The sequence below is a fragment of the Halorhodospira halochloris genome (assembly GCF_002356555.2).
In the GTDB taxonomy this organism is placed as follows: Bacteria; Pseudomonadota; Gammaproteobacteria; order Nitrococcales; family Halorhodospiraceae; genus Halorhodospira; species Halorhodospira halochloris.
The window spans coordinates 1,283,295-1,307,876 of sequence record NZ_AP017372.2 but is presented as its reverse complement, the minus strand read 5'-3'; the positions used below and the strand labels follow the sequence as shown (position 1 = coordinate 1,307,876).

Genomic DNA, 24,582 nt, shown 5'->3' with positions numbered 1-24,582 from the left:
CTAAAACGCCCAGCTAGCTTGCATTGCCCAGTATGGGTCGTTCTCCTGCTGCGCAACAAATTCGTGCTCCGGCATAGAATATGTGGCACTGACCCTCATTCTAGGCCCGTGGAAGGCAATACCGGCATATAACTGATTCACATAGCGCTCTTTCTCAGTCTCGCGGCTATCCCTGACAGTATTACCGTCGAGAAAGATATTATGCGCAACGAGCCTTCTCACCCCGCGGGCGTAGACGTACCAACCGCCGCGATTGGGCCGAAAGAAGCTCTCCGGGTTGGTGACCGGATGGAATATCGGGCCGCCGTAATCGTCTGGTAGGTTCGCCCCGAAGCGTACTATTAGCTCAGCCTCAGCGGCGGTATAGACATTCCCGGCCCACAGCGTCCAGCCCGGTATAATATCCAAACCCCAGTTCACTCCTCTACCAGAACCAAACACCAACCGGGCCCGATAGCGATCGGTGTAGCGGCCCACCACACCCACTTCATCATGTAGCTGATAATCCCAACCCTGGGGCTCGGGAGATGCATCGATCTGATCGTGAACGGCACGTTGCACCTCATGACCCTGTGCCGTCGGCCCAACAACACCAACACTTACGTCGGCTATGCTCTGCCGCCACCCAGACTCGACAATAAGACTCGAACTCAAATATGCCCAGCCAGCGTAAGGCCGATCATCTTCAGGAGGGTTATCCTCCTCTATATCTTCAGCCGTATACATCTTATGTCCCACAGACATCGCCAACCGCCGGGTACCAGCGAGCGGGAATGCCGGCAAAGCGGCAGCGATCTGATCGGCAATGCCTATATGTCGGCGCCGCTGACCGTACCATGTAATACTACTACCAGCAGTGTAGTAATGATCCCGCCCGGTGAACATATCGTTTTCGTGGGTTACGGAGATACTCCTATTCCCCGCCGTAACCAATCCGGCATAGGCAAGAGTCGTAATCAACACCGCACAAAGCAGAACGACTCTAATAAAAAATCGTCCCAAAAAGCAGCTACGGTTGCTACTCATTAGATCCCTTAATCCATCATGATTGATCATGTGCTTGCAGCACCCGGGGAAAGCTTCTAATGCCTCTGTTAAGTCACCCAGCCCAAATCCACCCGAGCCGTAAAGATAGGCCAAGTAGAGGCGGACCCTGCGATCCCTGCCCTTGGTCGACCAAATATTCGCGCCCTTCTCTAGTTATCGGAATTCCTGAACAAACCTAAAGCGCTCACAAGCCTCTAGCAGCCTTTCAGGCAGTATTGCCAACTAGCATACATAAGGGGTTTCGGCTGTAAGGATGTGGCTGTTGAAGCACCAGGGGGCACCTCTCAAACATCCCCTGAGCCAATTGGATTTCCCCGGTGTGGAGGTCTTGGCGCCAGGGATGGCGCCATGAAGCCTCCAGGGGTGGATTCACGGCGTCCTCCACACCGGGGCAACCAATTGACTCAGGGGATGTTTGAGAATCCCCCCACCCGGGGGCTTCAACGTCGCTAAGACTCTGCCGAGGCGAGCCAAACCGTGCGGCACGCTACTTGCAGAAATCATTAAAACCATGGGGCACAACCAGCCCCGGACATGCAACAAGCTCAAAAGGTAAGATAGTCATGCCAACCGAGGAAGCAGCCACCGATGACAGCCTCACTAAGCGGGAGAGCACATCGCCCGACTCATCAGCCAAACCCCGCAGCGATCCCAAGTCTGGGTGCAAAAAGGGCGCCTGCCCGAAGCCCCAACCTGGTGCAACAGCCGGCGGGTGCGCCTTCGATGGTGCACAGATAGCGCTGCTCCCAATAGCAGACGCCGCCCATATCGTCCACGGCCCTATTGCCTGTGCCGGTAGTTCCTGGGATAACCGCGGCACCCGCTCTACCGGGCCGACGCTCTGGCGTATCGGCATGACCACGGATATCGATGAGCAAAGCCTTATTATGGGCCACGGTGAGCCGCGCCTGTATGAGGCAATCAGCCACGCCGTGCACCATTATAAACCGGCTGCGGTCTTCGTCTACACCACCTGCGTACCTGCCTTGAGCGGACAGGATATAGATACCGTCTGCCGTGATGCCGAACGTGACTATGGGCTGCCGGTTGTGCCGGTTGATTGCGCCGGCTTTTATGGCGCTAAGAACTACGGCAATCGTATCGCCGGCGCTACCCTCATCGATCACGTCATCGGCACCCGTGAACCGGAACCGGTCGCACCATCAGCCCAGCGCCCCGGCATAAAGGTACACGATATCGGCATGATCGGTGAGTTCAACATCGCCGGCGAGCTATGGCACGTAACCCCCCTTTTCGATGAGCTAGGGCTGCGCTTGCTTGCCAATATCTCGGGGGATTCACGCTTTCACGAGATTCAGACCTTGCATCGTAGTCAAGCAAACATGGTGGTTTGCTCAAAGGCGATGATGAATGTCGCTGAACGGCTCAAGCAGGATTACGGCACCAACTACTTTGAAGGCAGTTTTTACGGCGTAGCCGATACCTCAGCGGCGCTGCGCAACTTCGCCCATCTGCTCGACGATCCAGATCTAGCGCAGCGCACCGAAGAGCTTATCGCGCGTGAGGAGGCACGGGTCAGTGAGGCCCTTGAGCCTTGGCGCGAGCGACTTAAAGGCAAACGGGCTTTGCTCTATACCGGCGGAGTAAAGAGCTGGTCGATAGTCTCAGCGCTGCAGGATCTAGGCATGCAGGTAGTGGCTACCGGCACGCGCAAATCGACTGATGCTGACAAGGAGCGGATACGTCAGCTGATGGGCGAACAGACCCGGATGCTCGACAGTGGTGGACCGCAATTGCTCATCGACACATTCAAAGAGCAGCAGGCCGATGTCCTCATAGCCGGAGGCCGGAATATGTACACCGCCCTTAAGGCGCGCATCCCCTTTCTCGATATCAACCAGGAGCGCCCCCACGCCTATGCCGGTTATGAAGGGATGATTGAGCTAGCCCGGCAGCTTTGCCTGACCATAGACAGCCCGATATGGCCGCAAGTTCGTGAGCCGGCGCCCTGGGATATGCCTCGGCAGGGCGTTACCACAGCTAAACATGAAGAGGCCTAAACGATGCCCAGCATAGAACACCGTACTAAAGCGCTGACCGTTAACCCCCTTAAGGCCAGTCAACCCCTCGGCGGCAGCCTCGCCACCCTCGGCTTTTGCCGCGCCATGCCACTTCTACATGGTTCACAAGGGTGCACCGCCTTCGGCAAGGTCTATTTTGTCCGCCACTTCAATGAACCTATCCCGTTGCAAAGCAGCGCGGTGGATAAAACCAGCGCCATCATGGGGGCTGATGAGAACATTGAGCAGGCGCTGCACACGATCTGCACCAAAAACTCACCGAGCCTGATTACCGTGCTCACCACCGGCCTTACCGAAACGGCCGGGACTGATATCGAGCGCCTAGTCAAGGACTTTCGCCGCAATAACCCCGAACTAGCCGCCACCACTACCATAGTGCCGGTTAACACAGCCGATTTTACCGGCAGCTTGGAGAGTGGTTATGCCGCCACGCTAACCGCTATCCTCGATGCCACTCTGCCCAATACAGCCTTCGCCAGAACCCGCCCAGGCAAATCTTCACGGCGGGTTAATTTACTCCTCTCCAGCTCGCTGACCCCCGGTGATGTGGAAGAGCTGCTGGAGTTGATTAGTGCCTTTGGCCTAGAGCCGGTAGCCATACCCGATTTAAGCGCATCGCTCGACGGTCACCTAGAAGCGTGTGAGTTTGACCCGTTGACCACTGCTGGTACCGCGGTAGAGTCACTCGATGAGTGCGGCAACGCTGCAGCAACCATTGTGATCGGTTCGTCCTTGTATGCCGCAGCGGATCTGCTCACCAACCGCACAGGGGTGCCCGATATTCGCTTCGATCACATTATGGGCATGCAGCAAACCGACCGTTTGATAATGGCCCTGCGCGAGATTAGCGGGCGCGCCGTCCCACGCAAAATCCAGCGGCAGCGCCAGCAATTCCAGGACGCCCTTCTCGACACCCACCTAGTCCTTGGTCAAAGCCGGATAGGCATGGCCGGTGAGGCGGATCTGCTCGCCGGGTTAAGTAATCTGGTAAGTTCGGTCGGCATGGAGATTGTCAGCCTGGTGGCTCCGGATGATAACGCTAGAGGACTCGAGGGTATCGCCGCGAGCACTGTCAAGATTGGCGATTTAGAAGATCTAGAGCTGGCGTCCCGCGAGAATGGGGCCGAGATTATCGTCGGCAGCGGCCATGCGGCGGCCACTGCTGAGCGCTTGGGTATCCCGATAGTTCAGCACGGGTATCCGATCTGGGAGCGTCTTGGCCTGCATACCCGCTCGCGGGTCGGCTATCGGGGCAGTCGCGATCTGCTCTTTGATTTGGCCAATGCCCTCCTTGAGCACCGTGAGCACCATCCTGCCCTCAAGCCTTATCGCTCTGTATTCAAGCATCCGGAAGCAGAGCCTAGTTAGTAGCTCTGTAACCTTTCCTAGAGCTACTGTGGCTGCCCCGGAGTGGAGGTCTTGGCGCCAGGGGTGGCGCCATGAAGCCTCCAGGGATGGATTCACGGCGTCCTCCACTTCGGGGCAGCCACAGTAGCTCAGGAGAAGGTTTCAGAGCTTCCCCTGCGCCACCTACTGCCCCGGGTCTGTTCGCTGTTCGTGACCGCCTCTTGGAGGTAGCTGTTGTCGGCGGCAGTGGCGGGGTCGATCTGGACATCGACAATGAGGTTGAGCCTTTCGTCCTGACAGGTCTCAGATCGTTTGTAAGCGGTTGCAGGTAGCCAGAGGTTGCTGCCCAGCAGAGTACTATCCATGCGCAGTCGATTTGGGCAGGGATCGGATGATAAAGGCCTTGGCACCATTCCTGGAACCAAGGCCTTTACAAGATAGCTGAGATCAGGCTGGTTTTACCGTCACATCACCGAGTATTTGGGCCTGACAGGCGACTCTGTCATTCTTACCGGCGACATTCTCCTTAAGCAGCTTCTTCTCTACCGACGAGGGCTCACTGAGGTTCTCCATCCCCTCAACTACTGTCATCAAGCAAGTTCCGCAATCGCCTTCGCGGCAGCCGTAAGCTATGCCCGAACCGACCTTATCGGATAGCTCTACTACTCGCGAGCCAACCGGGGCGTTAACGGTTAAGTTGATATCCTGAAATGTCAATTTAGCTCTAGCCATACAAATCTTCCTCCGCACTAGTAAACAAGAATTTTTGTGGTATCAAGGTTGAGTTCCACAGCGGCTGAGCAACCCAGCCGCTGTTGTGTTGCTAACTGGTGCCGGCAAAATCGGCATAGCGAACCCGCGATTGCTGTTCATGGCCCAGCAGCTTAGCCAGCCACGGCGGGGGATTGCTGGTGAGCATGTCAGCCAAATCCGCCATAAGCTCCGGCGCGCTGCCACCATCGGCACGCTTAACCGGCATCAATCCGGCCCTGACTACCTTGGCCGCCGCCGGCGGGCCAATCGAGCAGCAGTAGAGAATATGGCAGTCATTGATGAGCGCAGCGCGGGCCGCACTCTTTTCGGTTCGAGCAACACCGCTGGCAACCTCAGCTGTCGAACGCACATCGATCAACCGCGCCTCGCCGGGCAGAACCTGGAAGACCAAGAAGCGGGCACAAGAGCCGTAGTGGCCATCGAGATTCGCCGCTGAATTGGAGGCGCAGGCAACTCGAATCGCCATAACATCCGCCAGCTCCTCGACCGGCTCCGGCAACCCCGCAAATTGCTCGCCGTCACCCTGCTCACTTTGGGAATCACCCCGCAGGGCACTACAAGCACGTTCCAAGGCCGCATCTGCTGCCTCATAAAGACCGTCGTAATGCATCACGCGAGCTCCCCGGCGCAGCTCGGCGGCACTAACGGCGGCAAGTTTCTCCTCATCCAGCGGCGCACCACAGACCCGATTGAGTAATGCAATGAGCTGATGCACCTCGATTTCAGGTATCTGCCGTGCCGCTAAGCCGATCCTTAGCGCCAAGGCTCGAGTTAGTAGTTCGTTACTCATAATCGGGCTCCTCAGAACATGGTTGGGTAATCACCAGAGCCTGCAGGCCTCTGCGCCCCTTTAATCGATCGGCTGAATAGCCCCATCGGCCTCACAGACCTCTTCACAGCGCGGCATATCGAATTGATCCTCACACTCGGTGCAGCGATCAGCCACAATCTCGTAGGTTCCCATCTTAGTCTTGCGGATCGCCCCCTCCGGGCACTCCGGCTCGCAGTCTCCACAAGATGTACAAACATCCGCATCGATAAACATTGCCATTGTCTCTACTCCTTCGCATCAAGGTGGGTAAGAGCAAGGTTGCCGCCGCCTGTAACCACACCGTTTTTGCTCGCCCTTGCGGGACTTGGCTTAACGGGCGCCTGCCTAATCAAAGCCACCGGCTTGAGTTCAAACCACCGACTTAAGGTCAGGCACCCACAAGGCCAACCCACAAGGCCAGGCAGCGGCACCCCGGTCACTTACCCACCGGGGCCAGCTTATAACTACCGGATCAGGTCGAAGTTATAGTCGGTCTCTCCCAGCTTCTGCGTCTCCTCATCGAGGCGCGCTAGCACCTCATTGACCAGCGTGGTGATGATGTACATAGCCCCCTCATAGCCCCATATGCAGTTACGGTGCAGATGGTGGCGATCGAAGATGGGGAAACCGAGACGGATCAACGGCACCTCGAAATCCTTACCCAGATAGGCCGTATCACGCTGGATATACTTGCCGTAGGTATTGCCGATCATGAAATCCGGGCGATCGGTGAAGACCAGCGAGCGCATATGCCAAAGGTCCTTACCGACATGGACCTCGGCCTTCTCACCGAACGGCGTTTCATCGAGCATCTTGCGCATCGCCTTACCCCAGCGCTTATTAGCACCGTTACAGAGGATATGGGTAGGCTCAGCACCGATCTCGGTAAGCAGCTTAGTGACCCCCATAACAAAGTCCTGATCCCCCCACAGGGCAAAGCGCTTGCCGTGCAGCCAGGCGTGCGAGTCGGTCATGATATCGACCAGTCGCCCCCGCTCCTTCTCCAACGACTCTGGGATCGGCTTACCGGTCAGCTCCGAGACCTTCATCAGGAACTGATCGGTCCCCTCCAGGCCGATTGGCACCGAGATATCGCTACACGGCTGCCCCCAGGTCTGCTTGATAAACTTCTTCGTCTTCGTCAGTCCCCAGGGTTGGAGCAGCAGGGTATCGAGAGCGTTCGGCGCATCCTTGACCTCATCGATGCTGGTCCCGCCGGCGTACATGCGATACTCGCCATCAGCAGGGGTATCGAGGACCTCGGTGGGATCACAGAGCAGGCTGTAATCGACCCCCATCTCACCCATCGCCCGATGCAGCCAGCGATAGCTGCCCAGATAGGTCTCGAAGCCGGGCACCAGATTGATCTTGGCTTTGCTGCCGACCTCTTTAGACTCCATCTCGTTGATGGTGAAGTAGCGGATTATTCCCTCAAACATATTGTCCCAGCCGTTGACGTGGCTGCCGACAAAGCTCGGGGTGTGAGCAAACGGGGTCGGCACCTCTTGCGGCAGATAACCCTCGTTCTTAGCGTTGGTTATGAAGGCATTAAGATCATCACCGATAACCTCTGCCATACAGGTTGTCGACACCGCCAGCATCTTCGGCTGATAGATGGTGTAGGCATTCTGCAGGCCCTGATTCATGTTCGGATGGCCGCCGAAGACCGCGGCATCCTCGGTCATCGAATCGGAGACGCAGGCAATCGGCTCCTTGAAGTGACGGTTGAAGTAGGTCCGAAAATAGGCCACGCACCCCTGCGAGCCGTGGACGTAAGGCAGTGAGCCTTCAAAACCCAGCCCACAGAGCACCGCCCCGAGCGGCTGACAGGCCTTGGCCGGGTCGATGGTCAGTGCCTCGCGCGAGAAGTTGAGCTCCTTATACTCCTCGGAAGTAGTCCACATGAAGACCTCATGGACCTTATCGGCGGAGTAGCCCTCTTCGCGCCCCTCCCGCTTGCGCGACAGCATCTGCTGATATTCATCGTCCTGAAACAGCGGATAACACGGCTTGATTGCTTCAGCATCATTATTCATTGCTATACCTCCTGCTTAGGTGCGTTTCCAGGGCGGGGTTAACGCACCCCAGCACGGGTTGTTCAGGGCCATATCCATATCCCGGGCAAAGATGGCAAAGCCGTCATAGCCGTGATATGGGCCGGAGTAATCCCAGGAGTGCATCTGGCGCAGCGGGATGCCCATCTTCTGGAAGACGTACTTCTCCTTGACCCCGCCACCGATCAGATCGGGCTTGAGGCGCTTGGCAAACTCCTCAAGCTCGTAGGCACTCGCATCGTCATAGATCAGTGCACCATCGCCGAGCTCCTTGAAGGTACGGTCGTAGTCGTCGTTATGGGCGAACTCATAACCGGCACCGACCACTTCCATCCCCAGGTCCTCATAGGCGCCGATAACGTGGCGCGGACGCAGCCCGCCGACGTAGAGCATGACCTTCTTGCCCTCAAGTCGCGGCCGGAATTTCTCAACCACCTGATCCATATATGGCCGATACTTGGCTATAACCTTCTCGGCGTTGGCCTGAATGGTTTCGTCAAACCGTGCGGCGATATCGCGGATGCTCTGATCGATCTTGGTCGGCCCGAAGAAGTTGTACTCCATATATGGGATACCGAACTTCTCCTCCATGAACTCGCTGATATAGTTCATCGAGCGGTAGCAGTGCAGCAGATTGAGCTGCACCCGCGGGGTCTCCTCCATCTCGGCCAGCGTGCCATCACCTGACCACTGCGCGAGGACGTTCAGGCCCATCTCCTCGAGCAGGATCCGTGATGACCACAAGTCACCACCGATGTTGTAATCACCGATGATGGCGACATCGTAGGGCCCCGGTTCAGGGCGCTCGTCGTAACGCTTAGTGAGCACGTGATCACGGATAACGTCATTGGCGATATGGTGGCCGAGTGACTGCGATACCCCGCGAAAGCCCTCACAGCTGACCGGTAATACGGCTTTGTCAATCCGCTTACCGGCCTCCCGGGCGACTGACCCTATATCGTCACCGATCAGTCCGATCGGGCACTCGGACTGCACCGTAGTGCCCTTGTTAAGGGGGAAGAGCATCTCGATCTCGTCGATGATCTTCTTCAGCTTATGATCACCGCCAAAGACGATGTCTTTCTCCTGGAAATCGGAGGTGAAGTTGATAGTGGTAAAGCTATCCGCCCCGGTCACCCCGCTGTAGTAATGGCGCCGTCCGCCGCGCGAGTACTGACCGCAGCCGACCGGACCGTGCGATAGATGCACCATGTCCTTGACCGGCCCCCACACTACCCCGCGCGAGCCAGCATAGGCACAGCCACGCTGGGTCATCACCCCGGGGACAGATTTACGATTAGAGGTCATGCACTTGCTGGCATCATCCAGATTCGGATCATTGGCGGTCAGGTGCTTAGCCCGATCACTGCGTGCCTGCTCGGGATAGACCTCAAGGACCTCTTCAATGAGGGCCTCTGACTCTTGGCGATTCATGCTCGACATGGGTGGTTGCTCCCCTTTGTGTAAGACGCGTAATTCAGCTGCATTTCCCGCCGCCCATTAAGCCGATGCGCCTTCATCCGCCTTCTGTCCGACGATGCTCTCATCGACATCCTCAATGATCCCGAACTCCATAAGCAGGTTCTCTAGATCATCCATCTCCATTGGGGTCGGCACGACAAAGTTTTTGTTTTCGTCGATGTTCTTGGCTAATTCGCGATAGACATCAGCCTGCTTACAGGTTGGGTTGTATTCGATGACGGTCATGCGCCTTATCTCGGCGTGCTGTACGACATTATCGCGCGCGATAAAGCCAATCATCTGAGTGCCGAGCCCCTTAGCAAGGGCATCAATCAACTCATCTTCACGATCGGTATTGCGTGAGTTACAGATCAGACCGGCGAGGCGCACACCGCCTGAGCTGGAGTACTTGACGATGCCCTTAGCGATGTTATTGGCTGCATACATGGCCATCATCTCGCCGGAGACAACGATATAGATCTCCTGTGCCTTGTTCTCGCGGATCGGCATCGCGAACCCGCCGCAGACGACGTCACCGAGCACGTCGTAGAAGACGTAGTCGATGTCCTCTTCGTAGGCGCCCTCTTCTTCGAGGAAGTTGATGGCGGTGATAACCCCGCGACCGGCACAGCCTACGCCGGGCTCTGGACCGCCCGACTCAACACAGCGGACATCGCCAAAACCGACCTGCATAACATCCTCGAGCTCCAGGTCCTCAACACTGCCGGCCTCTGCAGCAAGGTGCATGACCGTATTTTGGGCCTTCGCGTGGAGCATCAGGCGGGTCGAGTCGGCCTTCGGATCACAGCCGACAATCATCACCTTCTTGCCCATCTCCGCAAGTGCGGCGACAAGATTCTGAGTAGTGGTTGACTTACCTATACCGCCTTTACCGTAGATAGCTGCTTGGCGCATTTGAATAACCTCCGTTATGGGTTTCTGGTTAGAGTCACAAAGTGACCTTCAACTTTTGTAATGCAATGTGTGTGCCAAATATTTAAGGAACCTTTAAAACTTCCTTCGGAGTCACTCAGCTGCCTCGGTGTGGAAGACGCTGTGAATCCATCCCCGGAGGCTTCATGGCGCCATCCTTGGCGCCAAGACCTTCACACCGAGGTAGTTAAGCGGCTCCGGAGGGAGTTTTAGAGAGCCCCTTAAGGGAAGAGTTAGGGGTCGACTTAGAAGAGAACCCTTGCGGTGAGCGAATGGCTTTTAGCAACCGCATTTTTGCAAGGCCTTGATCCACTGGCGTTTAGCCTGCTCGGAGCGCTGGCCTTGGATCGTCTCGGCGATCTTCTCGCGCACCTGCTCAAGAGGCACCAAGCCGGGCGGCGTGATTTGCTCGCAGAGGAGTACGTGATAGCCCATGGGCGATTCAACTACTCCCTTAACCTGGCCTTCCTCCATACGAAACAGCACGGAGTCGAGCTCTGGATATAAATGCCCACGGGGCAGCGAACCGATCAGGCCGCCGTGCATCGCACTGGGGCACTCAGAGTAGCGCTCGGCTAGTTGCGCAAAATGCTCGGTAACCGCCTGAGATGATTGGCTTAATTGATCAGCCAGCGAAGAGGTTCGCTGATAAGCGCTCGCGCGCCTATTCTCGGCAAAGTCATCGTTGATGGTTATCAATATATGGCGCACTGTGCGGACTTCGTCACGCCAGAACTTTTTCGGATGGCGCCGATAGAACTGCTCTATTTCCTCTTCACTCACCGGCGGGACCTGCTCAGCGACCCTTTCCAGTGCCCCATTAACGCGCAACTCCTGTGCTATTGCACTAGCCAGTGCACCACGATCCAGTCCGTTATCTGCCAATGCCTGCTCGAACTCCCTGGCATCTGCAAAACGCTGCACAATCTGCTCAACAGCCTGCTCAACATCGCTATCATCAATCTGCACGGCGCTAGCTTCGGCTGTTCGCAGGATAAGCTCCTCGATTGCCTGTTCCTTGGCCGCCTGCTCGCGGGCCTGCTCCAACTGCTCAGCGCCGAGCTGTGCTGGGGCGCAATCAAAAAGCCCCAGCGCAGAGCGCATCAGGCGGTAATTCGCCGCGCTCATACAGCCTCTCCCTCCCGCGCCTCCACTGACTCCAGGCTACGCTCCGGGACGAGCAGTGTGCGCCCTGGGAAACGCACGTGATAGGCCGGAGCCTGGGGGTGATCGCGCAGCACCTGGAGGATCTCTCCGACCATCCCCGGCTCAGCCACCACCGCGCCATCAATTGCCAGTCGCCGCTTCGGAGTAACCTGTTCACGCGCCTCGAAAGAACACTCGACCCAAGGCTGGAGCGGGTCAATCAACTCCTCCTCGCGGCAGCCGACGATCTTACCGACACTGGGAAAATCGACGCTGTAGATGATTTGGTCCTGGAGGAATGTGCCTACCTCGCGGACATAGCCGACACTGCCCCGGCGAACCAGCAGTTCGCCACGCTGCGCCCCTGGATACGTGCCATCATCACGCACGTTGCGGACTACTCGCACCGCTGCACCTAGCTCAAAGCGCTGTCTTTGCATGGCCCCTCCCCCGTCGTATAGCTGATATCGGGATAGTTGTCGTATTCAGATCAATTGTTTGTTGCTGATAAACCCTCAGCACTGCCTCGGTACGCGGATCTGAGTTGAGGAAATCATCGTGGGCCTGGCTGAGCATCGCGCCCGCCAGTTTGAGGGCCTCTTGCTGATCCGCTGGCACCTGTTGATTGCGCAAATAGTCATGAAAGCGCTGCAGGATGTGCAGCCGATAGACTCTTACCAGGTCGGCTCGATACTCCACCCCTAAGGCCTCGAAGAAGGCCTCGGCACTGAGTTCTGCAATATCATCAATGCCATCATCGTGGTCATCGGGACCACCCTGGGTACCCTGCACAGTGCCTGCGTTATCCTCCAGCGCCGCCAGCGCCCGCTCTAAAACCACCTGCCAGCTCATCGAAATACCCCCATCACCCGTGCAACTAACCCCTGCAGTTCATGCTCTGAGGGGGCTCTTTTGTGCTCAACACTCCAGCTTCTGATCTGCGGCAGCATAGCCCGCGCCTGATCGCGGGTAACCTCCAAGCCCACCGCCCGACACGCACTTATCACACCACTGGTGCCAGAGTGCTTACCCAGCACGAGTTCATGCTGACGACCCAGATCATCGGGGTTTATGCCCTGATAGTTACGCTCATCCTTGAGCAGGCCATCGACATGGATACCCGCCTCGTGGCTAAAGGCCCCCGCTCCGATGATGCTCTTACCCCACGGCACCGGCCTGCCTGATGCCGACTCGACCAAAGCCGCCACCCCAGTCAAACCGTGCAGATCAATGCTCGAGGGCCTTCCCAGCAGCCTATAAAGTGCGCAAGCCACCTCCTCCAAGGCAGCATTACCGGCGCGCTCACCAAGCCCGCAGACAGTAGTATTAACGTGGCTGGCTCCACCCATCACCGCGGCCAAGGTATTTGCGGTAGCCAGGCCGAAATCGTCGTGGGCATGCATCTCCAACTCCAGCCGGCTAACCGCGCGCAGGTTGGCAAACAGCTCGCGTATCGCAAACGGCTCGCCGATCCCCACGGTATCGGCGATGCGCAGTCTGCGCGCGCCAGCCGCCTCGGCACAGCCGGCCACCTCGAGGAGAAAATCGGGGTCGGCCCGGGTCGCATCCTCCCCGCCAACGCAAACCTCAAGCCCCAGCGCTCGCGCCTCGGCCACCCGCTGCTCAATCTGCGCCAAGACCCAGCCGCGCGAAGTGCCGAGCTTATGCTCGATCTGCTGATCGGAGACCGGGATGGAGAGATCAACCCCCCAGACACCAAGATCGGCACATGCGGCAATATCCTCACCGCGCATCCGGCACCAGACCAATAGCCGGGCAGCCAAACCGGCACCAACCAGGGCGCGTATATCGTCCTGCTCCTCCTCGCCCATCGCCGGGATTCCGACCTCCAACTCAAGGACACCAAGCTGATCAAGCGCAGTAGCGATGGCCAGCTTCTCATCCCGGCTAAAGGCGACCCCGGCCGACTGCTCACCATCGCGCAAGGTGGTATCGTCGATAACTACTTCTACAGCTGCAGTTGTGCTGGTGCGATCTACATCGCCCTCTCGGGATCTCACCGGACCATCTTCTGCGCCACAAAGCCTATTTAAAGCCATAACTCAGCCCTCATCCTCAATCTCCGCATCCGCCTCAGCAAACGCCTGACGGCGGCTTTGTTGCCGGGCCAAGAGGGTATATATGTCTGCCGGTGGGTTGCTGTATGGGTCTTCCGCCGCCCCTTCTTCAGGTAGTTGCTCGGCGGTAAGATTGGCGCTTTGTTCAGCGCCGAGAAAACCCACCGCATCCGCCCGGCACTGTCGACAGTGGCGCATCTGCGGCATATCCCCGGCGCACTTCGCCTGCACGGCCTGCAACTCGGCAGTGCTCGGGGCGGGCTGACCACTAAGGCCGAAAGCGGTGCCGTGCTCTGGCTCGGAGATCAGTGGCATAACGTTGTGCAAGAACGCACCACGCTGGCGCACTGCACTACTCACCGCGGGCAGATGATCATCGTTAATTCCCGGGATGAGCACCGAATTAACCTTTACTAATACATCCTTGGCTGCCAGCTGCTCGATACCCATAAGCTGTTGGTTGAGTAGTATTTCGGCACCCTGCTCGGCGGTATAGCGGCGATGCTCATAGAAGACCCACGGGTGAATCCGGGCGCCTACCGCCGGGTCGATCGCATTGATGGTTACCGTTACGTGCTCAACACCTAAGCTGCACAGCTGATCAACATACTCAGGCAAGGCCAGACCGTTGGTCGATAAACACAAGCGCAACTCTGGGAAGCTCTCGCGCAATAACTCACAGGTGTGCAAAGTCCGCCGCGCATTGGCCAGTGGGTCGCCTGGACCGGCAATACCGACAACCGCTAACTCCGGTATTCGCTGACTCACCGCGGCCACCTTGCGCACCGCCTGTTCCGGTTTGAGCACCCGCGATACAACACCGGGGCGCGACTCATTAGAACAGTCGTACTTACGGTTGCAGTAATTGCACTGGATGTTGCAAGCCGGGGCTACCGGGACATGCATACGGGCAAAGTGGTGGTGGGCGTCCTCAGAATAGCAAGGGTGATTGCGAATCTTCTCGCGCACCCCTACCGGCAGTTTTCCTGTCCCATCGCGCGGCCCGCTACAGGCTGAGCGTGCTGATGCGGCATTCTGGTGGGGGGTGGAGTCTTTCATGTTATCCCCTTTTACCTCAGTGATTGGGCCGTAACCTTGCTGAGGCCGGCTTAGCTATAACGACGAGGTGCGTATTTATCTATTGAGATGCAATTTGCAAGATGCGTGCCGCATGTCGTTTGAGGAAACGCTTTGCTAGAAAACCAGCAACTTCAGTACGGTGCCATCCTGCTAAACATCAAGGGGAACCAATGACCGCCGAAAGAAGATGCGGCTGCAAAGCCTCCTAGCAACCTTTAAACCGCCCATTGAGCCTGGCCGCCCCGGTGTGGAGGACGCCGTGAATCCTTCCCTGGAGGCTTCATGGCGCCATCCCTGGCGCCAAGACCTCCACACCGGGGCGGCCAGGCTCAATGGGCGGTTTAAAGGTTGCTAGAGGTCCCCTAGAGACGCTCTCCAAGGAAGGAATTACGCCGTCCCCGCATGAGAGCTAGCTAGCAATACTTTCCTAAATACTAGTAAACTAGCTGTAATGGCACATCCAAAGCCTGCGGTTATGGATTACGCCTAGCGCGAGTGATTTTAGAAAAACCCTTAAAGCCGAATGCTTTACTGGGGGCAGGGAAATAAAGCCAAGAATAATGAAAGAATATCAAGCTATTTTCGAGCAAGCCCCAGTTGCCTTGGCTGAGATCGACACTAACGGCCAAATACAGCAAGTTAATGCTAGACTCGCTGAAATGCTTGGCAGGGAAGCTGCTGAACTTATCGGTAAAACCTTGGGTGAATTGACCCGCAGCGATGCCACGGATGGCTTAGAAGAGCGCGTGCAAGAGATTATAAGCGGCAAGCGGCAGTCGTGGACGGGGAGATATTTGCTGCACCGCCTCAACAACTCTCCCCACTGGGTAGAAATTAGCGCTACTCGACTAACCTATGGGCGAAATCAAATCCACGCCAATGCTAGTGAAAGCAAAGAATCCCAAAGCGGCAACCAGCTCACCGGAGCGGTAGTCTCTTTTCAGAAGCTCGACGCAACCCCTGAAGAGCAGCTTGACCTAGAAGATAACCTGCGCCGTTTGGTCACCATCCTCGATAGCACCCCAGATATAGTCGCGATGAATACCCCCGAGGGCGAGACCCTGTATCTAAACGCCTCCGGCAAAAGGTATTTTGATATACACGACGACCAATCCCAACTCTCCCTCGAGGGGCAAAACCGCCAGTGTGACCCAGATGGCAGCCAATCTCCACGAGAGCAGTTGCAGGTCGCACCTCCCCTTGCCCAGGCATACCCAGACTGGGCTCTAAAAAAAATCACCGGCCAGGCCCTGCCGACTGCTCTTCGCGATGGTTATTGGCAGGGTGAAACGGCTATCCGTGATCAACAAAATAATGAGACTCCAGTTTCGCAAGTGCTCATTGCCCATTACAACGAATCTGGCAGACTTAGCCACATATCGACTATCTTGCGCGATGTGACCGAACAAAAGCGCCTAGAAAAGGCCTTAGCGTATGAGGCCACTACTGACCATCTAACCGGTATATTCAACCGCCAACGCTTTGACACCGAGCTTGATCAGGCCATTTCCAGGCATAATCGCTACGGCAATGAGATCGGCTTGATCATGTTCGACATCGACCACTTTAAGGTTCTCAATGACACATACGGCCACGACGCCGGCGACAGGGTACTTATCGAGCTGACTGTGCGGGTGACTGAAAATCTTCGCGACCCCGATGTACTCGCGCGCTGGGGCGGTGAGGAGTTCGTCATCATCCTTCCCGAGACCGACGCCACAGGCACTCAAAGCCTTGCCGAGAGACTGCGGCTAGACGTAGCCGAACACCCCTTCACTGGAGTAGGTCATATCACCATCAGCCTCGGCGCCACTCAAATCTTCGATAACGACACCCCCAACTCCGCCCTTAAGCGGGTCGATAACGCCCTTTACAAGGCCAAGCGCTCGGGACGCAACATGGTGATTTACTATCCGTGAAAAACCGATCGAGTAACCTTTGGCGCCTCGCTTAGCAACAGGCTCGCCCCTGAGCCATTTGGCAGCCCCGATGTGGAGGACGCCGTGAATCCATCCCTGGAGGCTTCATGGCGCCATCCCTGGCGCCAAGACCTCCACACCGGGGCTGCTAAACGGCTCATATATTATTTTCTGTTGTGTCTATGCCTCTTCGAAGCGCTTGTCAGGGCCCAACGTGGGTATTACTATTTGGCTATAGCCTGTCGGGAGCAAGGTAATGGACAATACAACCACTTCCGTTAAGATTGACCCGGAACTCAGGTCACGCATTCAACGTGTAGCCGAGCTAACCCAACGCAGCGCCCACAGCGTCATGGTCGAGGCGCTGGAGCGCGAGGTATCACGTGAAGAGAGCCTCCATAACTTCATACAGGAGGCAGCAAAGGCCGACCAAGCCATCGACGAGGGCGGCGAGGTTTATCAGATCGAAGACGTGCACCGCTGGCTGAGGCAGCTGGCTGCTGGTGATAAGAGTGACAGGCCTGATCCTTGGCGAAGGTAGTCTATTCGCCCAATGCCCTCGACAACCTTGAGCGCGCAATGCTCTTTCTGCTTGAGCAGGATCAGGGTGCTGCTGACAGAGCCGTTACCGCAATTACCACCGCCGTCGACATGCTGAGCCACCATCCACTGTTGGGACGGCAAGTTGCTGGAGAGATCCGCGAACTTGTTATCTCCTACGGCAAGACCGGCTATGTTGCGCTTTACCGTTATGTCCCCGCATGGAGTGAGGTTCGTATCCTCGCCATCCGTCATCAGAGAGAATTGCACTACCCCCGGTGACTTGTTCCACAGTCTACGCGCCAGGGACGTTTTCCAATGAAGTGAAGCGCACTAATTTGGTGCCCTATTATTAATCTTACCACCGCACGCCCAGTTGTGGGGATAATCACGCCAACCCCCCCCGTAGCGATACCTGATAAGCACTCACGGCTCCATCTATAAGGGCACCTCTGGAACCCCTCCTTCCCGAGCCACTTGGCTCTGTCCCGGCGTGGAGGTCTTGGCGCCAAGGATGGCGCCATGAAGCCTCCAGGGATGGATTCACGGCGTCCTCCACGCCGGGACAGCCAAGTGGCTCGGGGGGATGAGCCCAAGCGCCCCCAGCCAACTGGCACATTTAATGCATCACATCAGCAAAAGCCTATTCAAACGGATTCCCAATGGCTGACTATTTGCTACTGCTGATTGGTGTCGCCCTGGTCAACAATGTAGTACTGACCCTGTTTCTAGGCCTGTGCCCGTTCATGGGGGTATCCAACCGCCTCGATACCGCCTTAGGGATGGGGCTGGCGACTACATTCGTGCTGACTTTGGCCGCAGCCGCGGGCTGGATTATCGAGACAGCTATCCTTATCCCGCTCGATCTTGAGTTCCTGCGCATCCTCAGTTTCATCCTGATTATTGCCGGCACCGTGCAGTTCACCGAGATGGCTGTTGGCCGCCTAAGCCCCACCCTGCACCAGATACTCGGGGTCTTTCTACCGCTGATAACCACCAACTGCGCGGTGCTTGGAGTAGCCCTGCTCAACATTCAAGAAGGCCATAACTTTATCGAGAGTGTGATGTTCGGTTTCGGTGCAGCACTCGGCTTTACTTTAGTGCTGATACTTTTCACCGGGCTGCGCCAGCGCTTGGCCTGCGCCGCCGTGCCTGCAGCATTCCAGGGGGCACCAATAGCTTTTATAGTCGCCGGCCTAATGGCGCTGGCGTTCATGGGACTAACCGGACTTCCAGGAGCCTAAGCCATGTACGCAGCAATGCTGGTTCTGACTCTGATGGCTATAGCCCTCGGCTGGGTGCTCGCCATTGCCCACCACTACTTAAAGGGTGAACCCGACGAGATAGCCGCTGAGATTGAAAGCGCCCTACCCGGCACCAACTGCGGTCAGTGCGGATATCCCGGTTGTGCCACGGGTGCAGTCGCCGTAGCTGACGGTGAACTGCCGGTCGACTTCTGCCCACCAGGAGGCCGGGCAGTAGCTGAGGAGCTAGCCCGTATCACCGGTCGGCCACTCAGTTACGGCCAAAAACAAGAGGGACCACGCATGGTCGCCAAGGTGGTCGATGAGGATCTGTGCATCGGCTGCTTGAAATGCCTTAAGGTCTGCCCTACCGACGCCATCATCGGCGCCCCGAATCAGATCCACGGCGTCTTGCCGGAAGCCTGCTCCGGGTGCGTGGCGTGTATCGAGACCTGTCCTACTCAAACCCTGCAGATGGTGCCCGAGACGATCACCCTAGCCAATTGGCGCTGGCCGCGCCCGCAGGAGGTGATAGATCATGCTGCTTAGCAGACCAAAGCTGATTCGCGGGGGAGTGAGGACGGATTCGCGCAAACACCCCACAGCTGATTGCCCGCTAGTGCCGATTCGCCCCCCAGCTAGGCTGTTCGTCTCCTTGGCACAGCATATCGGGGCCCCGGCGCTAGCGTTGGTCGAGCCTGGCGACAAGGTCTTGCAAGGGCAACTGATCGGTCAGCCCGATGCCGGCATATCGGCTGCCGTGCACGCCCCATGCTCAGGGACTGTTATCGATATAACCGAGCACCCCGCCCCGCACCCCTCGGGCCTGCCGGTCAAAACCGTTGTCATCGAGCCAGATGGCAACAGGGAGTGGGATCCAAACTTGCCACCGCCGCTGACTGCCGCTGCTGAGCAGATCGACAGTGAGCTGATTGCCGAACGGGTCGCGGCAGCGGGGATTGTCGGTATGGGTGGCGCCGCCTTTCCGGCCGCGGTCAAACTAACCCCAGATAGCTCGGTGCAGACGCTGATAATCAACGGTGGCGAATGCGAACCTTACCTTACCGGTGATGATCGGCTGATGCGCGAGCGGGCCGCGGGGATAATCGACGGTGCCCGGCTTATGGCGCATGCCCTCGGCGCCCAACGCACAGCCATCGGTATCGAAGATAATAAGCCCGAGGCCATCCACGCCATGCAGCGAGCCGCTGAGTCTCTCGGCTACGCTGAAGTTATTCCGGTACCCAGCCTCTGGCCACAAGGCTCGGAAAAACACCTCATCTACACCCTCACCGGACGCGAAGTACCGGCAGGCAAGCGAGCCGCGGATATCGGTGTAGTAGTACATAATGTTGGCACTGCCTACGCTGTCCATCGCGCCATTCGCCAGGGCGAGCCGCTGATAAGGCGCCCGGTGACCGTCGGCGGCGGCGCTGTCAAAGAGCCCGGCAACTTCGAAGCCCCCATTGGCACCCCGCTTGCCCACTTGATCGAGCTAGCCGGCGGGCTTAAGTGCGAGCCGGCGCGCATCCTCGCCGGCGGCCCGATGATGGGCCAAGAGGTGCCGACATCAGCAGCGCTAGCTAAAGGGACCACTGGGGTAATTGCTCTGACCGCTGCCGAGATCCGTGAACCGGACGGATTGCCGTGCATCCGCTGCGGGCGCTGTGTTGACTCTTGCCCGATGGGATTAATGCCGTTTGAGATCGCCAACCGCGCCGCCTCTGAAGATCTTGATGGCGCTATCGATAACGGCCTGCTCGACTGCCTCACCTGTGGCTCCTGCGCCTATGTCTGCCCATCAGCCCGCCCGTTAGTGCAGCTCTTTCACTACGCCCGTGGTCGCCACGCCGATAACGCAGCTTCACGCCAGCGCGCCGAACTCCAAAAGCGCCTCGCTGAGAACCGCGCCGAGCGGCAACGCCGCGAGGCCGAGGCGAAGAAAAAGGCGGCCGCCGAACGGCGCAAACGCCGTGCCGCCCAAAAACAGCAAGAACAGGAACAGCAAAAGCCAAAAGAGAAGGAAGAGGAGGTTGAACAGCAGACAGCAAAACATCGCGCAGCGCCGGCGCAGCAGCAGCCTGAAACACAGCCCCGCGAGCAACTAGAACAGGAGACCGAGTCGTGAGTGAGCCCCTTGCCGCCCCTCATACCCGGGCACCCTTAACCCTGGAGAGCATTATGCGGCAAGTCATGCTTGCCGCTGCCCCAGCAACCCTCTTCGGCATATGGCTCTACGGCTGGCCCGCCTTTAACCTAGTGGCCATTACTCTCGTTACGGTTATCCTCGCCGAACTGCTCTGCCTACGCCTTGCCGGGCGCCCTACCGGCGGGGTGCGTGATGGCTCCGCCCTAGTCACCGGCTTAATCCTCGCCATGAGCCTGCCGCCCTGGGCACCGTGGTGGATAGCCGTGACCGGTGGCCTGGTGGCGATTATAGTTGCTAAAGGGGTATTCGGCGGCACCGGGCAAAACCTCTTCAACCCGGCCATGGTCGCCCGCGTCGCCCTACTTATCGCCTTCCCGGTAGAGATGACCCGCTGGGTTGAGCCGGCGCCGCTTACCTCCGGTGCATCGCCAGGTTTTCTGGAAGGATTGCAGATCACCTTTCTCGGCGCTGTCGACTGGGATGCGGTCACCAGCGCCACCACTCTCGATGCTACCCGTACCGCCCTCGCTGAAGGCAGAACAATCGAGGCGGCTTTACCGGATGTCTTCGACCCCTGGCTGGCCTTGCTCGGTTACGCCCCGGGCAGCCTAGCGGAAAGCTCGGCGCTACTCCTGCTAGCAGGAGGCATCTATCTGCTAGCCCGGCGGATCATTGCCTGGGATATACCTATAGTAATGCTCGTCACCCTGGCCGTTTTAAGCACCGGCTTCCATGTGCTCGACCCAGATCGTTACGCCTCTGCAAGCGTCCATATACTCGCCGGCTCAACCCTACTCGCCGCCTTTTTCATCGCCACCGACCCAAGCACATCCCCGGCTACTCCCTTCGGAAGAGCCATCTTTGCCGCCGGCTGTGCGGCGATCATTTGGCTAGTGCGAACCTATGGCGGCTATCCAGAGGCGAGCGCATTCGCTGTACTGCTAATGAACTGCTTTACGCCGATCATCGATCACTACCTACGTCCGCGCATCTACGGCCGCGACCGCCTCGGTAATCCCTTGAATGGCAAGGAGCAGAGGCCATGAGCACACCGCAGCGACCGAGTTATCAGCAGCGCACAGCTTACCATGTCACTCTTCTCGGCACGGTGGCACTGGTCTGTAGCACCGCCTTGGTAATCAGCGATGAGCAGACTCGCGAACAGATAAAGGCCGCTCAACAACAACGCCTTGCCGAGCAGATTATGGCAGTCCTGCCACCGACTGATCACGACGCGGCACCGCTAGAGCGTGAGCTGGAATTGGAACTTGGTGATCAGCGCGGCACGGCGAGGGCCTGGCAGCTAAGCGACGGTGATGAGCAGATAGCGGCCATCGCTATGGAGAGCAGCGCACAGGGTTACGCCGGGCAAATCGGTGTAATAGTTGGCATCGATAGAGATGGCCAGGTAGTTGCTGCGCGGGTCACCGAACATCGTGAAACTCCCGGTTTGGGTGATGATATCGAGGCGCGGCGCTCTGACTGGATCGATCAGTTCGAGCAGCGCTCACTTGCTGATCCACCCCCTGAAGACTGGGCAGTAGCGAAGGATGGCGGTGATTTCGATCAAATAACCGGCGCCACCATAAGCGCCCGGGCTGTGGTAGAGGCGGTCCACGATGCCTTGACCATATTCGCCGAACACCGCGATGAGTTACTTGCCCCGCAGCAGGTCTCAGCCACCGACGCGACCGATGAATAGTGGGATAGCCATGACCACCAATAATATTGCCGACTCCACCGGCGAACCATTCGCAGAATCAGTCAGCAGCGCAGCGCAGCAGGATGCAACAGCAGATAGCAGCCCACGCATGGGCACATGGCGGCGCATCGCCCGTGACGGGCTGTGGGATAACAACGTTGTCTTTGCTCAGCTGCTTGCCCTCTGTCCGCTGTTAGCAGTTACATCGACCGCCACCAACGGCCTCGGACTTGGCCTCGCGACACTATTCGTGATGGTTATGACCGGCTTACTGGTCTCGGCTTTGCGCGGGATGATTACCGATCCAGTCCGCATACCGGTCTTTATCCTGCTCATCGCCACCTTGGTGACCATAGTCGACCTGGTCATGGAGGCCCACCTAAATGAGCTCTACCAAGCCTTAGGCCTGTTCATCCCGCTCATTGTTACCAACTGCGCCATTCTCGGCCGGGCCGAGGTGTTTGCCTCAAAGCGACCTACCAGTGAGGCTACTTTTGATGGGCTAATGATGGGTATCGGTTTCACCCTGACCCTCATAGTACTCGGCGGCGTGCGTGAGATTCTCGGCTCGGGAACGCTGTTCGCTGACGCCTCACTGATGCTCGGCGAAGCCTTCACTTTCCTGGAAATGACCCTAATTGATGATTACGCCGGGTTTCTAATAATGATCTTACCCCCTGGGGGGTTTATAGCCCTAGGCTTTATCATGGCCGGTAAACGGCTGATTGACCGGCGACTGGCTGGAGGCAATCATGCATGAGCAGTCTACAATGCGCGTCTCGGTGGCCTACGTTGAGCACGGCGAGCACTTCTGGCGCGAATTTAGCCTGCCGGCAGGCAGCACTGCCCTTGATGCCGTCACCCATTCGGGGGTACAACAAAGGTTCCCGGCGGCCGATCCGCAACAACTCAAGCTCGGCATCTTCGGCAAGCCGGTAAAACCAGATCGAGAGCTTGAAGAGGGTGACCGGGTGGAACTCTACCGCCCCATAACCGCTGACCCAGAGAGCGTTCCCCGGCGCGATCGGGAGGAGCAGAATCAGTCATGAGCGAGTGCCTGCAGCGCGAAGCAGTAGTAGCCGAAGTCCACGGCGGACAGGCCCGTATCGAGGCCGATCGGCCGGCAGCTTGTGGTGCTTGCAGTGCCCGCATGGCCTGCGGTGTCAGCGTGCTCGAGCGCACCCGCGGCAACCCGGGATTGTGGGTAGAGAACACCGCGGGCGCTGAAGTGGGCGAGACGGTGACGCTTGAGATCGGCTCGGGTGATCTGCTGACCGGCGCTATGCTGGTCTATTTGCTCCCCCTTGCCTTCATGGTCGCCGCAGCGCTTGGCGCTGATCTGGCATTCGGCCTGCCGTCCTGGCTGACTGCCATTAGCGCCGGTATAGGTCTGATAGCCGGTTTCGCGGTCGCAAGATTGCTGCTCAATAGATGCGGTAAAGACGCAAATCAAGTCCGCTTAAAGAGGCGCAACAGCTAAAATAAGGGCTGCTTGATTATCCCCGATTAGCGCCGTCAAGTACTACCAAACCTATCATCGGCTTTGCGGGCAGCCATCGCCCGCTCATTGCCTTCCAGCCAGCCACGATGGACCGGCTCCTGAGGCGAGAGTTCCGGGGTGCACGGCTTGATATCCAAAAGCGGCGTACCATCTAGCATGTCCGGACCTTGGAAGTTGATGATATTGTCCTCGATGCTGGTTAATCGCACTGTAGAGATGCCAATCGGATTAGGCCTGCGGGGGGCGCGGGTAGCGAACACACCGCGATACTCAGAGTCGAGAAACGGTACTATCTCAAGCTCAAAGTCATCACTGCGATCGAACACGAAAACCAGAGTTATGTGCGAAAAGCCGTCCAGATCGCGCAATCCGGCGGCAAACTCCTCAAACACCTCAACCCGACCGGCGACTTCGGCAGCCCCAGAGGGCTGAATGGGAGCACCCTGACGTTGTTTATGCGGGGTGTGAATGACCCCTATGGGGTACATCGCTATGGCATCATGCATGACTGTTAAGAGTCCATCCTGTGGTTTCTTATGTTTTAATTAGTAATAATACTACCATCCGCTGAGGTAGCTAGACTAACCAAAAAAGCAACCGAGGAGCGTTACTCCTATGATGGATCGTATCCGCGATACCGTTCGTGACCTGGCCGAGCCGGGAGGAATACGCCGCCACCCGGTCATAGCCGGCATCCTGTCACTGCTAGTGGCACTTGTAATTGTTGGGCTGATCATGCGCCCCATGTAATAGA

The 24,582-nt window shown here is 57.7% G+C and carries 28 protein-coding genes; 14 read left to right on the top strand and 14 right to left on the bottom strand.

Going from position 1 to position 24,582, the window contains the following annotated elements:
- Positions 1–1,026, bottom strand: a complete 1,026-nt coding sequence (locus HH1059_RS06130) for a lipid A deacylase LpxR family protein (RefSeq protein WP_162549396.1) — start codon at positions 1,024–1,026, stop codon at positions 1–3.
- Positions 1,027–1,610: 584 nt separating this feature from the next.
- On the opposite strand from HH1059_RS06130, the gene nifE reads away from it, so the two are divergent.
- Positions 1,611–3,068 (top strand): nitrogenase iron-molybdenum cofactor biosynthesis protein NifE, encoded by a 1,458-nt coding sequence (gene nifE, locus HH1059_RS06125; RefSeq protein ID WP_096409271.1) that lies wholly within the window; start codon positions 1,611–1,613, stop codon positions 3,066–3,068.
- A gap of 3 nt (positions 3,069–3,071) precedes the next feature.
- A complete protein-coding gene (nifN, locus tag HH1059_RS06120) occupies positions 3,072–4,457 on the top strand; it encodes a nitrogenase iron-molybdenum cofactor biosynthesis protein NifN (RefSeq protein ID WP_096409269.1) in 1,386 nt (461 codons plus the stop codon).
- A gap of 128 nt (positions 4,458–4,585) precedes the next feature.
- Here nifN and HH1059_RS13265 read toward each other — a convergent pair whose 3' ends face one another.
- The 12 genes from HH1059_RS13265 to nifB all read right to left on the bottom strand — a co-directional run bounded on the left by HH1059_RS13265 (position 4,586) and on the right by nifB (position 14,752).
- Positions 4,586–4,801: a hypothetical protein gene (locus HH1059_RS13265; RefSeq protein WP_162549394.1), complete on the bottom strand. Its 216-nt coding sequence runs from the start codon at positions 4,799–4,801 to the stop codon at positions 4,586–4,588.
- 82 nt (positions 4,802–4,883) lie between these two features.
- Positions 4,884–5,168: a 2Fe-2S iron-sulfur cluster-binding protein gene (locus HH1059_RS06115; RefSeq protein ID WP_096409268.1), complete on the bottom strand. Its 285-nt coding sequence runs from the start codon at positions 5,166–5,168 to the stop codon at positions 4,884–4,886.
- Positions 5,169–5,259: 91 nt separating this feature from the next.
- Positions 5,260–6,000: a dinitrogenase iron-molybdenum cofactor N-terminal domain-containing protein gene (locus HH1059_RS06110; RefSeq protein WP_096409266.1), complete on the bottom strand. Its 741-nt coding sequence runs from the start codon at positions 5,998–6,000 to the stop codon at positions 5,260–5,262.
- Between the two features lie 60 nt (positions 6,001–6,060).
- Entirely contained in the window at positions 6,061–6,261 is a 201-nt protein-coding gene (locus HH1059_RS06105; RefSeq protein WP_096409265.1) for a 4Fe-4S binding protein, read from the bottom strand.
- A gap of 224 nt (positions 6,262–6,485) precedes the next feature.
- Positions 6,486–8,057 (bottom strand): nitrogenase molybdenum-iron protein subunit beta, encoded by a 1,572-nt coding sequence (gene nifK / locus HH1059_RS06100; RefSeq protein WP_096409263.1) that lies wholly within the window; start codon positions 8,055–8,057, stop codon positions 6,486–6,488.
- Between the two features lie 15 nt (positions 8,058–8,072).
- Positions 8,073–9,518 carry a nitrogenase molybdenum-iron protein alpha chain gene (nifD, locus tag HH1059_RS06095; protein WP_096409262.1) on the bottom strand — a complete coding sequence of 482 codons (1,446 nt, stop codon included), beginning with the start codon at positions 9,516–9,518 and terminating at the stop codon, positions 8,073–8,075.
- Between the two features lie 57 nt (positions 9,519–9,575).
- Positions 9,576–10,457 carry a nitrogenase iron protein gene (nifH, locus tag HH1059_RS06090; protein WP_096409260.1) on the bottom strand — a complete coding sequence of 294 codons (882 nt, stop codon included), beginning with the start codon at positions 10,455–10,457 and terminating at the stop codon, positions 9,576–9,578.
- 291 nt (positions 10,458–10,748) lie between these two features.
- A complete protein-coding gene (gene nifM / locus HH1059_RS06085) occupies positions 10,749–11,597 on the bottom strand; it encodes a nitrogen fixation protein NifM (protein ID WP_096409259.1) in 849 nt (282 codons plus the stop codon).
- Positions 11,594–12,055 (bottom strand): nitrogen fixation protein NifZ, encoded by a 462-nt coding sequence (locus HH1059_RS06080; protein WP_096409257.1) that lies wholly within the window; start codon positions 12,053–12,055, stop codon positions 11,594–11,596. Before HH1059_RS06080 ends, nifM begins: the two co-directional genes overlap by 4 nt.
- Positions 12,036–12,467 carry a nitrogenase-stabilizing/protective protein NifW gene (locus HH1059_RS06075; protein WP_096409256.1) on the bottom strand — a complete coding sequence of 144 codons (432 nt, stop codon included), beginning with the start codon at positions 12,465–12,467 and terminating at the stop codon, positions 12,036–12,038. The genes HH1059_RS06080 and HH1059_RS06075 overlap by 20 nt, the downstream gene beginning before the upstream one ends.
- Positions 12,464–13,675 (bottom strand): homocitrate synthase, encoded by a 1,212-nt coding sequence (gene nifV / locus HH1059_RS06070; protein WP_096409254.1) that lies wholly within the window; start codon positions 13,673–13,675, stop codon positions 12,464–12,466. The genes HH1059_RS06075 and nifV overlap by 4 nt, the downstream gene beginning before the upstream one ends.
- A gap of 3 nt (positions 13,676–13,678) precedes the next feature.
- Positions 13,679–14,752, bottom strand: coding sequence for a nitrogenase cofactor biosynthesis protein NifB (nifB, locus tag HH1059_RS06065; protein ID WP_096409253.1), 1,074 nt, complete (start codon positions 14,750–14,752; stop codon positions 13,679–13,681).
- A 581-nt stretch (positions 14,753–15,333) separates the two neighbouring features.
- On the opposite strand from nifB, the gene HH1059_RS06060 reads away from it, so the two are divergent.
- The 11 genes from HH1059_RS06060 (at position 15,334) to HH1059_RS06010 (ending at position 23,807) form a co-directional block, all read left to right on the top strand.
- Complete coding sequence (locus HH1059_RS06060) at positions 15,334–16,692, top strand: sensor domain-containing diguanylate cyclase (protein ID WP_096409251.1); 1,359 nt, start codon at positions 15,334–15,336, stop codon at positions 16,690–16,692.
- Between the two features lie 256 nt (positions 16,693–16,948).
- Positions 16,949–17,233 (top strand): CopG family ribbon-helix-helix protein, encoded by a 285-nt coding sequence (locus HH1059_RS06055; RefSeq protein ID WP_096409250.1) that lies wholly within the window; start codon positions 16,949–16,951, stop codon positions 17,231–17,233.
- Positions 17,221–17,514 carry a type II toxin-antitoxin system RelE/ParE family toxin gene (locus HH1059_RS06050; RefSeq protein ID WP_096409248.1) on the top strand — a complete coding sequence of 98 codons (294 nt, stop codon included), beginning with the start codon at positions 17,221–17,223 and terminating at the stop codon, positions 17,512–17,514. The genes HH1059_RS06055 and HH1059_RS06050 overlap by 13 nt, the downstream gene beginning before the upstream one ends.
- A 380-nt stretch (positions 17,515–17,894) precedes the next feature.
- Positions 17,895–18,476 carry an electron transport complex subunit RsxA gene (gene rsxA / locus HH1059_RS06045; RefSeq protein WP_096409247.1) on the top strand — a complete coding sequence of 194 codons (582 nt, stop codon included), beginning with the start codon at positions 17,895–17,897 and terminating at the stop codon, positions 18,474–18,476.
- Positions 18,477–18,479: 3 nt separating this feature from the next.
- Positions 18,480–19,025 (top strand): RnfABCDGE type electron transport complex subunit B, encoded by a 546-nt coding sequence (locus HH1059_RS06040; protein ID WP_096409245.1) that lies wholly within the window; start codon positions 18,480–18,482, stop codon positions 19,023–19,025.
- Positions 19,015–20,604 (top strand): electron transport complex subunit RsxC, encoded by a 1,590-nt coding sequence (rsxC, locus tag HH1059_RS06035; protein WP_096409244.1) that lies wholly within the window; start codon positions 19,015–19,017, stop codon positions 20,602–20,604. The genes HH1059_RS06040 and rsxC overlap by 11 nt, the downstream gene beginning before the upstream one ends.
- Entirely contained in the window at positions 20,601–21,671 is a 1,071-nt protein-coding gene (locus tag HH1059_RS06030) for an RnfABCDGE type electron transport complex subunit D (protein ID WP_096409242.1), read from the top strand. Before rsxC ends, HH1059_RS06030 begins: the two co-directional genes overlap by 4 nt.
- Positions 21,668–22,327, top strand: a complete 660-nt coding sequence (locus tag HH1059_RS06025) for an RnfABCDGE type electron transport complex subunit G (RefSeq protein WP_096409240.1) — start codon at positions 21,668–21,670, stop codon at positions 22,325–22,327. Before HH1059_RS06030 ends, HH1059_RS06025 begins: the two co-directional genes overlap by 4 nt.
- A gap of 109 nt (positions 22,328–22,436) precedes the next feature.
- Complete coding sequence (locus tag HH1059_RS06020; protein WP_096410360.1) at positions 22,437–23,087, top strand: electron transport complex subunit E; 651 nt, start codon at positions 22,437–22,439, stop codon at positions 23,085–23,087.
- The gene (locus HH1059_RS06015) at positions 23,080–23,376 is read left to right on the top strand and encodes an RnfH family protein (RefSeq protein ID WP_231902046.1); all 297 of its coding nucleotides are present in this window, start codon (positions 23,080–23,082) and stop codon (positions 23,374–23,376) included. The genes HH1059_RS06020 and HH1059_RS06015 overlap by 8 nt, the downstream gene beginning before the upstream one ends.
- Entirely contained in the window at positions 23,373–23,807 is a 435-nt protein-coding gene (locus HH1059_RS06010; RefSeq protein ID WP_096409239.1) for a SoxR reducing system RseC family protein, read from the top strand. Before HH1059_RS06015 ends, HH1059_RS06010 begins: the two co-directional genes overlap by 4 nt.
- A gap of 35 nt (positions 23,808–23,842) precedes the next feature.
- Here the strand turns inward: HH1059_RS06010 and tsaA are convergent, their stop codons facing one another.
- Positions 23,843–24,334 carry a tRNA (N6-threonylcarbamoyladenosine(37)-N6)-methyltransferase TrmO gene (tsaA, locus tag HH1059_RS06005; RefSeq protein WP_096409237.1) on the bottom strand — a complete coding sequence of 164 codons (492 nt, stop codon included), beginning with the start codon at positions 24,332–24,334 and terminating at the stop codon, positions 23,843–23,845.
- 109 nt (positions 24,335–24,443) lie between these two features.
- On the opposite strand from tsaA, the gene HH1059_RS13945 reads away from it, so the two are divergent.
- A complete protein-coding gene (locus tag HH1059_RS13945; protein ID WP_274521809.1) occupies positions 24,444–24,578 on the top strand; it encodes a hypothetical protein in 135 nt (44 codons plus the stop codon).
- Positions 24,579–24,582: the final 4 nt, after the last annotated feature.

Excerpts from the sequence above, each read along its gene's own strand:
- HH1059_RS06130 (WP_162549396.1), bottom strand. The coding sequence starts at position 1,026 with ATGAGTAGCAACCGTAGCTGCTTTTTGGGACGATTTTTTATTAGAGTC.
- nifE (WP_096409271.1), top strand. The coding sequence starts at position 1,611 with ATGCCAACCGAGGAAGCAGCCACCGATGACAGCCTCACTAAGCGGGAG.
- nifN (WP_096409269.1), top strand. The coding sequence starts at position 3,072 with ATGCCCAGCATAGAACACCGTACTAAAGCGCTGACCGTTAACCCCCTT.
- HH1059_RS13265 (WP_162549394.1), bottom strand. The coding sequence starts at position 4,801 with ATGGATAGTACTCTGCTGGGCAGCAACCTCTGGCTACCTGCAACCGCT.
- HH1059_RS06115 (WP_096409268.1), bottom strand. The coding sequence starts at position 5,168 with ATGGCTAGAGCTAAATTGACATTTCAGGATATCAACTTAACCGTTAAC.
- HH1059_RS06110 (WP_096409266.1), bottom strand. The coding sequence starts at position 6,000 with ATGAGTAACGAACTACTAACTCGAGCCTTGGCGCTAAGGATCGGCTTA.
- HH1059_RS06105 (WP_096409265.1), bottom strand. The coding sequence starts at position 6,261 with ATGGCAATGTTTATCGATGCGGATGTTTGTACATCTTGTGGAGACTGC.
- nifK (WP_096409263.1), bottom strand. The coding sequence starts at position 8,057 with ATGAATAATGATGCTGAAGCAATCAAGCCGTGTTATCCGCTGTTTCAG.
- nifD (WP_096409262.1), bottom strand. The coding sequence starts at position 9,518 with ATGTCGAGCATGAATCGCCAAGAGTCAGAGGCCCTCATTGAAGAGGTC.
- nifM (WP_096409259.1), bottom strand. The coding sequence starts at position 11,597 with ATGAGCGCGGCGAATTACCGCCTGATGCGCTCTGCGCTGGGGCTTTTT.
- HH1059_RS06080 (WP_096409257.1), bottom strand. The coding sequence starts at position 12,055 with ATGCAAAGACAGCGCTTTGAGCTAGGTGCAGCGGTGCGAGTAGTCCGC.
- HH1059_RS06075 (WP_096409256.1), bottom strand. The coding sequence starts at position 12,467 with ATGAGCTGGCAGGTGGTTTTAGAGCGGGCGCTGGCGGCGCTGGAGGAT.
- nifV (WP_096409254.1), bottom strand. The coding sequence starts at position 13,675 with ATGGCTTTAAATAGGCTTTGTGGCGCAGAAGATGGTCCGGTGAGATCC.
- nifB (WP_096409253.1), bottom strand. The coding sequence starts at position 14,752 with ATGAAAGACTCCACCCCCCACCAGAATGCCGCATCAGCACGCTCAGCC.
- HH1059_RS06060 (WP_096409251.1), top strand. The coding sequence starts at position 15,334 with ATGAAAGAATATCAAGCTATTTTCGAGCAAGCCCCAGTTGCCTTGGCT.
- HH1059_RS06055 (WP_096409250.1), top strand. The coding sequence starts at position 16,949 with ATGGACAATACAACCACTTCCGTTAAGATTGACCCGGAACTCAGGTCA.
- rsxA (WP_096409247.1), top strand. The coding sequence starts at position 17,895 with ATGGCTGACTATTTGCTACTGCTGATTGGTGTCGCCCTGGTCAACAAT.
- HH1059_RS06040 (WP_096409245.1), top strand. The coding sequence starts at position 18,480 with ATGTACGCAGCAATGCTGGTTCTGACTCTGATGGCTATAGCCCTCGGC.
- rsxC (WP_096409244.1), top strand. The coding sequence starts at position 19,015 with ATGCTGCTTAGCAGACCAAAGCTGATTCGCGGGGGAGTGAGGACGGAT.
- HH1059_RS06025 (WP_096409240.1), top strand. The coding sequence starts at position 21,668 with ATGAGCACACCGCAGCGACCGAGTTATCAGCAGCGCACAGCTTACCAT.
- HH1059_RS06020 (WP_096410360.1), top strand. The coding sequence starts at position 22,437 with ATGGGCACATGGCGGCGCATCGCCCGTGACGGGCTGTGGGATAACAAC.
- HH1059_RS06015 (WP_231902046.1), top strand. The coding sequence starts at position 23,080 with ATGCATGAGCAGTCTACAATGCGCGTCTCGGTGGCCTACGTTGAGCAC.
- HH1059_RS06010 (WP_096409239.1), top strand. The coding sequence starts at position 23,373 with ATGAGCGAGTGCCTGCAGCGCGAAGCAGTAGTAGCCGAAGTCCACGGC.
- tsaA (WP_096409237.1), bottom strand. The coding sequence starts at position 24,334 with ATGCATGATGCCATAGCGATGTACCCCATAGGGGTCATTCACACCCCG.
- HH1059_RS13945 (WP_274521809.1), top strand. The coding sequence starts at position 24,444 with ATGATGGATCGTATCCGCGATACCGTTCGTGACCTGGCCGAGCCGGGA.